Source organism: Streptomyces sp. NPDC034037, assembly GCF_055575715.1.
The window spans coordinates 579,467-591,987 of sequence record NZ_JBVISC010000004.1 but is presented as its reverse complement, the minus strand read 5'-3'; the positions used below and the strand labels follow the sequence as shown (position 1 = coordinate 591,987).

The 12,521-nt window shown below is 71.3% G+C and carries 9 protein-coding genes, 1 pseudogene and 1 riboswitch; of the genes and pseudogenes, 2 read left to right on the top strand and 8 right to left on the bottom strand.

Annotated features, from left to right (window positions below):
* Positions 1–52: 52 nt before the first annotated feature.
* Positions 53–2,578: an ABC transporter permease gene (locus tag ACZ516_RS17845; RefSeq protein ID WP_361077669.1), complete on the top strand. Its 2,526-nt coding sequence runs from the start codon at positions 53–55 to the stop codon at positions 2,576–2,578.
* Between the two features lie 75 nt (positions 2,579–2,653).
* On the opposite strand, the gene ACZ516_RS17840 is transcribed toward ACZ516_RS17845, so the two are convergent.
* Together ACZ516_RS17840 and ACZ516_RS17835 are read right to left on the bottom strand one after the other, a co-directional pair.
* Positions 2,654–3,952: a class I SAM-dependent methyltransferase gene (locus tag ACZ516_RS17840; RefSeq protein WP_469010962.1), complete on the bottom strand. Its 1,299-nt coding sequence runs from the start codon at positions 3,950–3,952 to the stop codon at positions 2,654–2,656.
* Between the two features lie 167 nt (positions 3,953–4,119).
* Positions 4,120–5,523 (bottom strand): NAD(P)/FAD-dependent oxidoreductase, encoded by a 1,404-nt coding sequence (locus ACZ516_RS17835; RefSeq protein WP_469010961.1) that lies wholly within the window; start codon positions 5,521–5,523, stop codon positions 4,120–4,122.
* Positions 5,524–6,064: 541 nt separating this feature from the next.
* Between ACZ516_RS17835 and ACZ516_RS17830 the strand changes: the two are divergent.
* Positions 6,065–6,517, top strand: a pseudogene (locus tag ACZ516_RS17830) (hypothetical protein); the annotation flags it as partial.
* Here ACZ516_RS17830 and ACZ516_RS17825 read toward each other — a convergent pair.
* The 6 genes from ACZ516_RS17825 to ACZ516_RS17800 all read right to left on the bottom strand — a co-directional run bounded on the left by ACZ516_RS17825 (position 6,487) and on the right by ACZ516_RS17800 (position 12,412).
* The gene (locus tag ACZ516_RS17825) at positions 6,487–7,461 is read right to left on the bottom strand and encodes a Ppx/GppA phosphatase family protein (protein ID WP_358586622.1); all 975 of its coding nucleotides are present in this window, start codon (positions 7,459–7,461) and stop codon (positions 6,487–6,489) included. The pseudogene ACZ516_RS17830 and the gene ACZ516_RS17825 overlap by 31 nt on opposite strands.
* Positions 7,458–7,991 carry a DUF501 domain-containing protein gene (locus tag ACZ516_RS17820; RefSeq protein ID WP_358586623.1) on the bottom strand — a complete coding sequence of 178 codons (534 nt, stop codon included), beginning with the start codon at positions 7,989–7,991 and terminating at the stop codon, positions 7,458–7,460. Before ACZ516_RS17820 ends, ACZ516_RS17825 begins: the two co-directional genes overlap by 4 nt.
* A 41-nt stretch (positions 7,992–8,032) precedes the next feature.
* Positions 8,033–8,509, bottom strand: coding sequence for an FtsB family cell division protein (locus ACZ516_RS17815; protein ID WP_469010959.1), 477 nt, complete (start codon positions 8,507–8,509; stop codon positions 8,033–8,035).
* A 129-nt stretch (positions 8,510–8,638) separates the two neighbouring features.
* The gene (eno, locus tag ACZ516_RS17810; RefSeq protein ID WP_358586627.1) at positions 8,639–9,925 is read right to left on the bottom strand and encodes a phosphopyruvate hydratase; all 1,287 of its coding nucleotides are present in this window, start codon (positions 9,923–9,925) and stop codon (positions 8,639–8,641) included.
* 305 nt (positions 9,926–10,230) lie between these two features.
* Entirely contained in the window at positions 10,231–10,956 is a 726-nt protein-coding gene (locus tag ACZ516_RS17805; RefSeq protein WP_469010957.1) for a transglycosylase family protein, read from the bottom strand.
* A gap of 4 nt (positions 10,957–10,960) precedes the next feature.
* A riboswitch (cyclic di-AMP (ydaO/yuaA leader) is annotated at positions 10,961–11,149 on the bottom strand.
* A 195-nt stretch (positions 11,150–11,344) separates the two neighbouring features.
* A complete protein-coding gene (locus ACZ516_RS17800) occupies positions 11,345–12,412 on the bottom strand; it encodes a LysM peptidoglycan-binding domain-containing protein (protein ID WP_469010955.1) in 1,068 nt (355 codons plus the stop codon).
* Positions 12,413–12,521 lie beyond the last annotated feature (109 nt).

Genomic DNA, 12,521 nt, shown 5'->3' with positions numbered 1-12,521 from the left:
GGCTGGCCGCGCAGTTCCCCGCGCCCCCCACCCCTCACCTGGACTCACACCCATGTTCCGTACCGCCCTGCGCAATGTGCTCGCGCACAAGGCCCGGTTGCTGATGACCGTGCTCGCCGTCATGCTCGGCGTCGCCTTCGTCTCCGGCACCCTCGTCTTCACCGACACCTTCGGCTCCGCCTACAAGAACAAGTCGGCCAAGAGCTTCGACCACGTCTCCGTCGCCATCACCTCCGCGAGCGGCTACCCCGGCGACGAGGAGGGCCGGGGCGCCAAGCAGAAGCCCGAGCTGACCGACGCCCTCCTGAAGAAGGCCGGCACTCTGCCCGGCGCCGACTCGGCGATCGGCACCGTCTCCGGTTTCACCGCCCTCGCCGACAAGGACGGCAAGCTGGTCGGCGGCGAGTGGGGCACCACCGGCTCCAACTACTACCCGGGCAAGGGCGGCAAGGACCCGCGCTACGACTTCACCGAGGGCGCCGCCCCGAAGTCCGCGGGCCAGCTCGCCCTCGACTCGCGCACCGCGAGCCGCACCGGCTACCGGGTGGGCGACACCGTCCGCTACTCCACCGACGGCCCGGTGCGCACCGCGAAGGTCAGCGGCGTCTTCGACACCGACGACGGCAACGTCGTCGCGGGCGGCAGCCTGGTCGTCTTCGACAACCGGACCGCCCTGAAGGCGCTGAACAAGAACCAGTACGACGAGATCGACGTCAAGGCCGCCGCCGGCACCTCCGAGAGCGCGCTGCAGAGCGCGGTCGAGAAGATCACCCCCAAGGACTCGTCGACGAGGACGGGCGGCGAACTCAAGTCCCAGCAGGACGAGATGATCGAGACGCAGACCAAGTCGATGAGCCAGGTCCTGCTCATCTTCGCGGGCATCGCGCTCTTCGTCGGCATCTTCATCATCGCGAACACCTTCACCATGCTGGTCGCCCAGCGCACCAAGGAGCTGGCCCTGATGCGGGCCGTCGGCGCCTCGCGCCGCCAGGTGACGCGCTCCGTGCTGATCGAGGCCTTCCTCGTCGGTCTCGTCGCCGCGGTGACCGGCTTCGCGCTCGGCATCGGCGTGGCCGTGGGCCTGGAGTCCCTGATGAACTCCGCCGGCGCCTCGCTGCCCGACGGACCGCTCGTCATCGGCCCGACCACGATCCTCGCGGCCCTGCTGATCGGCGTGGTCGTGACGATGCTGGCCGCCTGGCTGCCGGGCCGCCGCGCCGCCCGCATCCCCCCGGTCGCCGCGATGAACAGCGTCCACGCCACCCCGACCGTGCGCGGCCTGGTGGTCCGCAACACCATCGGCGCGCTCATCGTCGCCCTGGGCGCGGTGATGCTGTTCGTGAAGGACAACTACGTGAAGTCGGGCGGCGCGGGCGTCATGCTCGTCGGCGTCATCGTCCTCACGCCGCTGCTGTCCCGCCCGTTCATCGCCGCCTCGGCGCCGCTCCTGAAGCCGTTCGGCGTCCCCGGCAAGCTCGCGCGCCTCAACTCCGTGCGCAATCCGCGCCGTACGGCGTCCACGGCCGCGGCCCTGATGATCGGCCTGACCCTCATCACGGCGATGACCGTGGTCGCCACCTCCATGGGCAGCGCCATCAACAAGATGGCCGCCGGCTCCATGAAGGCCGACTACAGCGTCTCCATGGCGAACTTCCGGCCGCTGACCCCCGAGGTCCGCGAGAAGCTCGACAAGATCCCGGAGGTCGAGGCGACGACCCCGCTGCGCGAGGCGTACGGCGAGGCCGACGAGAGCTACACCTCCGTCTACGGCGTCGACCCCAAGACCTTCGCGGGCCTGGTCGGCCTGGACGTCACCGGCGGTTCGATGGACGGCCTGAAGTCCGGTGAAGCCCTCATCGACGACGAACTGGCCAAGGACCGGGGCCTGAAGGCGGGCGACACCTTCCCGCTGAAGTTCGACGACGACGGCAAGACCGTGAAGATCAAGGTCGCCGGGGTGTACGAGCACAACGAGATGCTCAGCGGCGTCTTCGCCCCCACCTCCGTGGTCGACCCGCACCTGACCAAGGTCGTCGACAAGCAGGTGCTCGTGAAGATGAAGGGCGGCGCCTCCGACAAGGCCGAGGACGCCATCGTCAAGGCCCTCGGCGAGAACCCCGCGATCACCGTCCAGGACAAGGCCGCGATCAGCAACGCCGTGGCGGGCGCCATCAACATGTTGCTGAACATGCTCTACGGCCTGCTGGCCATGGCCGTCCTCATCGCGGTGCTCGGCGTCATCAACACCCTCGCGATGTCGGTCTTCGAGCGCAAGCACGAGATCGGCATGCTGCGGGCGATCGGCCTCGACCGCGCGAAGGTCAAGCAGATGGTGCGCCTGGAGGCGGTCATCATCTCCCTGTTCGGCGCGGTGCTCGGCATCGGGCTCGGCCTGTTCATGGGCTGGGTCGCGGGCGGCACCATCTCCCGCAGCGTCTCCACGTACACCATGGAGATCCCGCTCGGCCGGATCGTGGTCTTCCTCGGGATCGCGGCCCTGGTCGGTGTCCTCGCGGCGATGTGGCCGGCCCGCAGCGCGGCGAAGCTGAACCCGCTGATGGCCATCAAGGCCGAGTGAGCCGGTAGCGGTACGAGAGAAGGGGCCCGGACGGCATCACGATCGCCGTCCGGGGCCCCTTCGCGTACCGGGCGGCTACGCGCGCCACTCCCGGGTCCGCAGCGGCAGCCCCGAGGCGCCGCCCTCGGGGGTCTTCACCGCGAGGACCTGGTTGACGCCGATGCGGTTGTGCTCGAAGGCGAGCGCGGAGGCGGCCATGTAGAGCCGCCAGACGCGGGCGCGGCCGGGCGAGGTGAGGCGCTGGGCCCGCGACCAGTGCGCCTCCAGGTTGGCGACCCAGCGGCGCAGGGTCAGCGCGTAGTGCTCGCGGATGGCCTCCACGTCACGCACCTCGAACCCGGCCCGCTCCAGGAGCGCGACGGTCTGCCCGACCGGCGCCAGCTCCCCGTCGGGGAAGACGTAGGCGTCGATGAACTCGTCCACGGAGTACGCCGATTCGTCGCCCTGCGGGCGGCGCGCGATCTGGTGGTTGAGCAGCCGTCCGCCGGGTGCCAGCAGGGCGTGCAGGGTGCGGGCGTACTCCAGGTAGCGCGCGGAGCCGACGTGTTCGGCCATGCCGATGGAGGAGATCGCGTCGTACGGGCCGTCGCGCACGTCCCGGTAGTCCTGGACGCGGATCTCGATCCGGTCGGTCAGGCCCTCCTCGGCGATGCGCTTCCTGGCGTAGGCGGCCTGCTCCTGGGAGAGGGTGACGCCGACCACGTCCACGCCGTGCTCGCGGGCGGCGTGGATCGCCAGGGAGCCCCAGCCGCAGCCGACGTCGAGCAGGCGCGTGCCGGGCGCGAGGGCGAGCTTTTGGCAGACCAGCTCCAGCTTGTCGCGCTGGGCCTCCTCCAGGGTGGCTCCGGGCGAGGCCCAGTAGGCGCAGGAGTAGACCATCGAGGGGCCGAGCACCAGCTCGTAGAAGTCGTTGCCCACGTCGTAGTGGTGGCTGATGGCCCGCCGGTCGCTGCCCTTGGTGTGCAGGTGGAGGCGGCCGTGCCGGCGCATCTCCTCCGGCGGTGGGGCGGGCGGCAGGAAGGGCGCGCTCAGGGCGATCAGCGAGCGGACGGCGGCCCGGAACCGGGGTTCGCGCAGCGCCTGGCGCAGGTTCGGCGCGTCCTCGTCCCGCTCCCACACGAAGGCGGCCATCCGGTCCAGCGCCTCGTAGAGGTCCCCGTCGACGTCCAGGTCACCGGTCACCCAGGCGCGGGCCAGGCCCAGTTCACCGGGCTTCCACAGGAGGTGGCGCAGGGCGCGCCGGTCGCGTACGACGAGGGTGGGGGCGCCCGGCGGCCCGGCCTCCGAGCCGTCCCAGGCCCTGACGCGCACCGGCAGCTCGGCTCCCATGAGCTGCTCGGCGAGTCTCTTCAGCCGCAGTGCGGCGTTTCGCATGGCGCACACCTCCGTGAGGAAGACCGCTGGACGGTCCGACACCACGTAAACACCACGGGCGCCCCGCGCAGTCCCACCGGACGCCGAAAGGGGCCGCCCGCACCACGGATGGCGGACGGCCCCCTTCGGGGTGGATCAGTGACGCGTGGTCACCCGGTGACGCGAGGTCAGGAGGCCTTGGCCTTCTCCTCGCCCTTGACCGCCGGGGCGGGCTCGGCCGCGACCTGCGGCTTCGGGGCCGGCTTGGCGGCCTCGTAGAACTCCTCGCGAGGCGCTTCCAGAGCACCGAGGGAGACGACCTCGCGCTTGAGGAACATGGCGAGCGTCCAGTCCGCGAAGACGCGGATCTTGCGGTTGAACGTCGGCATGGCCAGGCCGTGGTAGCCGCGGTGCATGTACCAGGCGAGACGGCCCTTGAGCTTGATCTTCATCTTGCCCATGACGATCATCGCGACGCCCTTGTGCAGGCCGAGACCGGCGACCGCACCCTTGTTGGCGTGGCTGTACTCCTTCTGCGGGAAGCCCCGCATGCCGGAGATCACGTTGTCGCCGAGGACCTTCGCCTGGCGCAGCGCGTGCTGGGCGTTCGGCGGGCACCAGGCGTTCTCGTTGCCGGCCTTGCGGGCGGCCATGTCCGGCACCTGGGCGTTGTCGCCCGCGGCCCAGATGTAGTCCGTGCCCTGCACCTGGAGCGTCGTCTGGGTGTCCACGTGGCCGCGCGGGCCGAGGGGCAGGCCGAAGCGGGCCAGCGCCGGGTTCGGCTTGACGCCGGCGGTCCACACGATGGTGTTGGAGTCGACCTCGAGGCCGTTGTTCAGGACCACGTGGCCGTCCACGCAGGAGTCCATGCCGGTCTTGAGGTAGACCTCGACGCCGCGGCCTTCGAGGTGCTCCTTGCCGTACTGGCCGAGCTTGGGACCGACCTCGGGGAGGATCTTGTCCGCGACGTCGACGAGCACGAAGCGCATGTCCTCGCGCTTGACGCTCTTGTAGTACTTGGCCGCGTCGCGGGCCATGTCCTCGACCTCGCCGATGGTCTCCGCACCCGCGAAGCCACCGCCCACGAAGACGAAGGTCAGCGCCTTGCGGCGGACGTCCTCGTCGGTCGTGGAGTCGGCCTTGTCGAGCTGCTCGAGGACGTGGTTGCGCAGGCCGATGGCCTCCTCGATGCCCTTCATGCCGATGCCCTGCTCGGCGAGGCCGGGGATCGGGAAGGTGCGGGAGACCGCGCCCATCGCGATGACGAGGTAGTCGAAGGGCAGCTCGTACGCCTCGCCCACGAGGGGGGCGATCGTGGCGACCTTGCGGTCCTGGTCGATGGTGGTGACCCGGCCGGTGAGAACCTCGGCCTTGGGCAGCACGCGTCGCAGCGGGACGACGACGTGCCGCGGCGAGATGCTGCCGGCGGCGGCTTCGGGGAGGAAGGGCTGGTAGGTCATGTACGACCGGGGGTCGACGACCGTGACGGTCGCCTCTCCGTAGCGCATCTTCTTGAGGATGCGCCGAGCTGCGTACAGGCCTACGTACCCACCGCCTACTACGAGGATCCTGGGACGCTCCGTGGTGCTCATGCCATCGAGTATCCACCTGCCGGGCGGGGGTCGCTCGTGCGCCCCTTCACAAGCATGGGGAGGGGCTCTGCTACACTTCGCCGCCCACGTGACCGAGGTCATGCCGGATCAGGGGAACCACAGTGCCACGCGAGTCGTTGTCCACCCCTTGTGAGCTGCCGCTCTGAGTCGGCAGCGGCGGTGGACCACCGCCCCGCCCGTCCCACGGGCCCCGCGCCGAAAGCGCCGCGCCGCCTCCCGCCGGAACCCCTGAATGACCTTTTCGGGGCCCTGATGCCCCCGAACCTCGCCCGCCAGGGCCGAAATCCTTGTGAAGAACTTCACGAACTTTCCCGACGGACTGTCACGGCGAGGGCTGCACACCCCCCTTCAGCGCCGCTGGGCCCCCAGCGTGGCGCCATAAATCGATACCCATGGCGCCACCCGTGTGCCATGATGGCACCACTACGGCGCACCTCGCTGTCCTCCCAGGTCAGAGGCGTGCCTTTCGCGAAGTGCGCCGGCGAACGCGTCGGCGAACGAGTCGGCAAAGGGGTCGGGCATGGAGAGAACAGGGAGCCGCGGGCAGGCCGCCTCCGGTGCTGTCACCGCCTTCGCCCGCTTCGTGCTCTGCGGCGGCGGGGTGGGGCTCGCGGCCGGCTTCGCCGTGGCGGGCCTCGCGTCCTGGCTCCCCTGGGCGCTGGCCAATGCGGTGGTCACCGCGGCCGCCACGCCGCTGGCCACCGAGCTGCACGCCCGGTTCACCTTCGGCGCGGACCGCCGGGCGACCTGGCGTCAGCACGCGCAGTCGGCCGGCTCCGCGGCGGCCGCGTACGCGCTCACGTGCGCGGCGATGCTCGCCCTTCGGGAGCTGGTCGCCGCGCCCGGTGCGCTGCTCGAACAGGGCGTGTACCTCGGGGCCTCGGCCCTCGCCGGTGTCGCGCGGTTCGCCGTGCTGCGCCTGGTGGTCTTCGCCCGCGCGCGTCAGCCCCGCAGGCGCTCCGCCTCGACCTCCGCCGCCACCTTGTGGGCGATCCCGTCGAGGATGTCGTGTTCGCTCACGACGACCTCGCGGGCGCCGGTCCGGTCCATGATCGTCAGCAGGACGAGGGCGCCCGCCGCGATGACGTCGACGCGGCCCGGGTGCATCACCGGGATCGCGGCGCGCTCGGCGTGCGTGGCGCCCATCAGGCGCTCCGCGATGGCGGCCACCTGCTCGTAGGAGATCCGGGAGTGGTGGATCGCCCGCGAGTCGTAGGTGTCCAGGCCCAGCGCGATCGCGGCGACGGTGGTCACCGAGCCCGCGAGGCCGACCAGCGTGCGGGCCCGCTTGAGCGGGACCGCCTGCTCGGCGAGGTCCAGGGCGGCCTCGACGTCCGCCCTGACCGCGGCGAACCGCTCCGGCGAGGGCGGGTCGGCGACCGCGCCGTCGCGCACGAGATGACGCTCGGTCATGCGGACACAGCCGACGTCCACCGAGCGGGCCGCCTCGACCGAGTCCGTGCCGACGACGAACTCGGTGGAGCCGCCGCCGATGTCCACGACCAGGTAGGGCCCGGCCAGGTCGTCGCGGCCGGCCAGTTCCCGGGTGGCGCCGGTGAAGGAGAACTCCGCCTCCTGCGCGCCGGTGATGACCTCCGGCTCGACGCCGAGGATGTCCAGGACGCCCCGGACGAACTCCTCGCGGTTGTCCGCGTCGCGGGAGGCGGAGGTGGCGACGAAGCGGACCCGCTCCACGCCGCCGTGCGCCTCGATCGCCTCGGCGTACTCGCGGCAGGCCGCGAAGGTGCGCTCAAGGGCCTCGGGGGCCAGCCGCCCGGTGCGGTCCACGTCCTGGCCGAGGCGCACGATCGTCATGCGCCGGTCCAGGTCGCGCAGTTCGCCGGTGACCGGGTCGGCGTCCGCGACCAGGAGGCGGATGGAGTTCGTGCCGCAGTCGACGGCGGCGACGCGGGTCACGCCTCGTCCTCGGGCGCGCAGGGCGTGACGCAGGGGCCCTTGGCCCACCACTCGGGCAGCATCGCGATGGCCTCGTCGCCCAGCGGGTTCACGCCGGGCCCCGCCGCCAGGGAGTGGCCGACCAGGACGTGCAGGCACTTCACGCGGTCCGGCATGCCGCCCGCGCTCGGGAAGCCCTCCAGGACCTCGATGGCGTCCCGGCGGGCGAGGTAGTCCTCGTGGGCCGCGCGGTAGGCGGCGGCCAGCTCCGGGTCGCTCTGGAGCCGCTCCGACATCTCCTTCATCACGCCGTTGGCCTCAAGGGTGCCGATCGCGGACGCGGCCCGCGGACACGTGAGGTAGTACGTGGTCGGGAACGGCGTCCCGTCCGGCAGGCGCGGCGCCGTCTCGACGACGTCGGGCTGACCGCAGGGGCAGCGGTGGGCAATGGCCCGCAGGCCGCGGGGCGGGCGGCCGAGCTGCTGCTTGAACGCCTCGACGTCGGCGTCGGTGGGCTCGGTGCGGTCGGTGGAGGGCGGGGGCGTGTGCATGCCTGTCTTTCGATCGGTTCTCTACGGGGGCCGTGCTGGGGTCAGTCGGGGCGGTCGGCCTTGTCGACGCCGTCCCAGACGTTCGAGTACCAGGGGCGCGAGGCCGCCCCCTGGTCCGCGCGCCGGCTCTTGGACGCCGCCGGGTCGATCACCGTGAACCCGGTCTCGCCCGGCCGCACGTAGTGCAGGCGGTCCCGGATGCGCTGCTCGGCGTACGCGTCGTCCTGCCAGCGGGCCTTCTCGTCGCGCAGCTTCTCGACGTCCTCGCGCTGCTCGGCCTTCTGCCGGCGCAGGTCGTCGATCTCGGCGCGCTGCGAGACGTACTGCCGCATCGGGTAGGCGAGCGCCACGACCAGGGAGCAGAGCACCAGCGCGAGCAGGGCCGCGCGGCCGGTGAGCCGGGAGCGCCGGGCCTGGCGCTTGGTCTGGGACCGGTAGACGCGCTCGGCGGTCTGCTCGCCGAGCAGCCGCAGGCGGGTAGCGGTGGAGAACCGGTCCTTGGTCCCGGCCTTGGCCATGTTCCGCCTCCCCAGAGCAGCGCGGCGCGCAAACGTACGTACGTCCCCGCACACGGTACGGGACCGGGTGCGGGGACGTAGGTAACCACGGGCTCACGCGGCTGGGCGCGCGGGAGGCCCGGCGGCGTGCTACTGAGCGGCGCGGAACCGCGGGAACGCGCTGCGGCCGGCGTAGACCGCGGCGTCGTCGAGGATCTCCTCGATGCGCAGGAGCTGGTTGTACTTGGCGACGCGCTCGGAGCGGGCCGGGGCACCGGTCTTGATCTGGCCGCAGTTGGTGGCGACGGCCAGGTCGGCGATGGTGACGTCCTCGGTCTCGCCGGAGCGGTGGGACATCATGCACTTGAAGCCGTTGCGCTGGGCCATCTCGACGGCGTCCAGGGTCTCGGTCAGCGAGCCGATCTGGTTGACCTTGACGAGCAGGGCGTTGGCCGAGTTCTCCTCGATGCCGCGGGCCAGGCGCTCGGGGTTGGTGACGAACAGGTCGTCGCCGACGAGCTGCACCTTGTCGCCGAGCTTCTCGGTGATGGCGTTCCAGCCGGCCCAGTCGTCCTCGAACAGCGGGTCCTCGATGGAGACGAGCGGGTACGAGGCGACGAGCTCCTCGTAGTACTCGGTCATCTCGGCGGCCGAGCGGGACTTGCCCTCGAACTCGTAGGAGCCGTCCTTGTAGAACTCGGAGGCGGCGACGTCGAGCGCGAGCGCGATCTGCTCGCCGGGGACGTAGCCGGCCTCCTTGATGGCCTCCAGGATGAGGTCGAGGGCGGCGCGGTTGGAGTCGAGGTTCGGGGCGAAGCCGCCCTCGTCGCCGAGGCCGGTGGCCAGGCCCTTGCTCTTCAGGACCTTCTTCAGCGTGTGGTAGACCTCGGTGCCCCAGCGCAGCGCCTCGGAGAACGACTCGGCGCCGATCGGCGCGATCATGAACTCCTGGATGTCGACGTTGGAGTCGGCGTGCGACCCGCCGTTGAGGATGTTCATCATCGGCACGGGCAGCAGGTGCGCGTTCGGGCCGCCGAGGTAGCGGAACAGCGGCAGGTCGCTGGCCTCGGAGGCGGCGTGCGCGACGGCGAGCGAGACGCCGAGGATGGCGTTGGCGCCGAGGGAGCCCTTGTTGTCGGTGGCGTCCAGGTCGAACATGGCCTGGTCGATCAGCCGCTGCTCGGTGGCGTCGTAGCCCACCAGCTCCGGGCCGATCTGCTCGATGACGGCGAGGACGGCCTTCTCCACGCCCTTGCCGTGGTAACGGTTGGGGTCACCGTCACGGAGTTCGATGGCCTCGAAAGCACCGGTGGAGGCACCGGACGGGACGGCGGCACGACCGGTGCTGCCGTCGTCGAGGCCGACCTCGACCTCGACCGTGGGGTTGCCTCGGGAGTCCAGGATTTCCCGGGCTACGACGACGTCGATGGACGGCACGAGCATCTCCTTCTGGGATGTGACGCGTTTACGAGAGCCGCTTCGGCCCTGCGTCTCCTGAGCCTAACCGGCCCGGAGCCTTCGGCCAGCCGACCGCCCGTCCCCTGGGACGGACAGTCGCGCAAACAGCCGGGAAACGGGGCGTAAGCCCACGTTTTCTACTCGCTGGTAGCGAACAGGCGGGGCGGGTGTGCCGCGGACATGCCCCCGCCCCGGTGCGTACGGGGGTACGCGCACCGGGGCGGGGAGCCCGTGGGGACGGGGCGGGCGGCCGTGCGTCCGCGGCGGGCACGGCCGCGGGCGGGTCAGCTGAGGTGGAGCTGCTGGCCCGGGAAGATGAAGTCGGCGTTGTCGATGATGTCGCCGTTCAGCTTGTAGATCTTCTGCCAGCCGCCCTTGACGCCGTGCGCCGCGGCGATCTTGGACAGCGTGTCGCCGGTCTTGACCTTGTACTCGCCGTCGCCCTTCTCGACCCGCTGGCCGGTCGGGGTCTCGACGGTCTTGCGCGACTCGGTCTGCGGCGCGGGCTGCGGCTTCGGGGCCTGCTGCGCCCGCTGCTGGGGGGCGGCCTGCTGCTGCGTCTGCTGCGGCTGCGGCTTGGTCTGCTGCTGGGGGGCCTGCTGCTGCGGGGCCTGCTGCGCGCCGCCGCCGTTGTACGCGGCGCCCGAGAGGCCGACGCCGCAGCTCGGCCAGGCACCCTTGCCCTGGCCGGCGAGGACCTTCTCGCCGATCTCGATCTGCTGGGCCTTGGAGGCCTTGTCGGCGGTGGGCGCGTACTTCGTGCCGCCGTACGCGGCCCAGGTGGAGGGCGAGAACTGCAGACCGCCCTGGTAGCCGTTGCCGGTGTTGATCGACCAGTTGCCGCCGGACTCGCACTGGGCGACGGCGTCCCACTCCTGGCCGGTGGCGGCGCTGGCCGAACCGGTGGCCATCAGCGGGGCGGCCACGGCGGCACCGGTGACACCGGCGAGCGTGACGACACGGGTGGCCTTGGACGGACGGCGGTGCTTGCCCTTGCTGGAAAACAGCATGAGTTCATCCCCTCACCGACGCCTGCGAGGTGAGCTGTCGGGTTCGGGCCAGTGAAGTTGCCCGGTCGCACCGACTTCGATGCGACTTCACCCCAAGCCGGTCCCGTTCGCGGCGCTCCCTCGCGGAAGCCCCAACGTCCGGACCCGGCACTTACCTTGGGTCCCCCGCTCCTGCCCACGGCGCTCGAAGCGACGACTGTTCCCGTCCGGCCGTTGGCAGGATTCGGCGTACCGACCGGCGGGGCCCACGAGTGGCGGGCGATGACGACCGTAGTCACGCGATCGCCACAATTTCAAAGACGATCAGGTCTTCTGAGACCCATCTCTCACTTGCGCCAATGCGGACATACAGTTGCGAAGCGCCCGGCGGACGCTTCGTCAACTACCGCTACTTTTCGCCCAAATCGAGGCTCTGACCGGGGAGAATGAGATCCGGGTCGGCTCCGACGGTCTCCTTGTTCTCGGAGTACAGCTCGTGCCAGCCGCCCTTGACGTCCAGGTCGTCCGCGATGACCGAGAGGTTGTCCCCGGAGCGGACCTCGTACGTCCCGTCGGCGACCTTCTGGGTGCGTTCACCGCCGCGCGAGGCGTGCCGGCCGGTGGGACCGCCGTCGCCGTTCCGCGCGTCGGCTGCGGAGGTCTCGTCCGCGTCGCCGGCGCGGTGGCGGCCGGTGGCGGAGCCCTCGGAGGCGTCGGCAGGGTCGGAGGGGTTCTTCGGGCCGCGGGAAGTGCCTGCCTCGGCGCCGGACTTGTCCGCCTCGGACGCCCCGCCCTTGCCGTCCGATGTGTCCGCGGCGTCCGTACCGTCGTGATTCTTGTCTCGGGAGGCGCGGTCCGCTCCGGGCGTGTCGCCCGCGCGGTCGGAGGGCTTCCGCTTGCCTGACGTGCCGTCGGAGGCGTCGACGGAACCGGCGGCCTTCCCGGCCGCGGACTCGCCCTCACCGGCCTTCTCGCCGGTCTTCTCCCGGGCCTTGTCGCGGGCCTTCTCGTCCGAACCCTTGCCACCTGTGCCGCCGGCGCCCGACGCGTCCGAGGGCTCGGGGAGGATCGGGTCGCCCGGGTCCACGTCGGCCGCGGCGCCGCCGTCGGTGAGCCCGGCGATCGGCCCGCAGCTCGGCCAGGCCTTCGGGCCCTTGGCGTCCAGGATGTCCTCCGCCACGGCGATCTGCTGCGACTTGGAGGCCTCGTCGGCGCTCGGCGCGTAGTTCAGGCCGCCGTGCTGCTCCCACGTCTCCTGGGAGAGCTGGAGCCCTCCGTAGTAACCGTTCCCGGGGTCGGCGCTCCACTCGCCGCCGCTCTCGCACTCGGCGAGCTTGTCCCACGTCACCGTCTCGGCGGCGCTCGCGCTCGTGGCCCCGAGGAGCGGGATGGCGATGGCTGATCCGGTGACTCCGGCCGCGACGATGAGGGCCGGGGCCTGGCGGGGGCGTCGGTGACGACCATTGCCGGAGAGCATGCGGTTGCCTTTCGGGAGACTGTGACGACGACTCGGGCACCGAGGTGCCCGAGTCGACGTGAACGTAGCCGCACTCGAACACTTGTCACAAGTCGATGCAGCGGAGATC

What these genes read in the sequence shown, in the direction of transcription:
- ACZ516_RS17840 (WP_469010962.1), bottom strand. Translation starts at nt 3,952, where the DNA reads ATGCGAAACGCCGCACTGCGGCTGAAGAGACTCGCCGAGCAGCTCATG.
- ACZ516_RS17805 (WP_469010957.1), bottom strand. Translation starts at nt 10,956, where the DNA reads ATGCTGTTTTCCAGCAAGGGCAAGCACCGCCGTCCGTCCAAGGCCACC.
- ACZ516_RS17815 (WP_469010959.1), bottom strand. Translation starts at nt 8,509, where the DNA reads ATGGCCAAGGCCGGGACCAAGGACCGGTTCTCCACCGCTACCCGCCTG.
- ACZ516_RS17820 (WP_358586623.1), bottom strand. Translation starts at nt 7,991, where the DNA reads ATGCACACGCCCCCGCCCTCCACCGACCGCACCGAGCCCACCGACGCC.
- ACZ516_RS17835 (WP_469010961.1), bottom strand. Translation starts at nt 5,523, where the DNA reads ATGAGCACCACGGAGCGTCCCAGGATCCTCGTAGTAGGCGGTGGGTAC.
- ACZ516_RS17845 (WP_361077669.1), top strand. Translation starts at nt 53, where the DNA reads ATGTTCCGTACCGCCCTGCGCAATGTGCTCGCGCACAAGGCCCGGTTG.
- ACZ516_RS17800 (WP_469010955.1), bottom strand. Translation starts at nt 12,412, where the DNA reads ATGCTCTCCGGCAATGGTCGTCACCGACGCCCCCGCCAGGCCCCGGCC.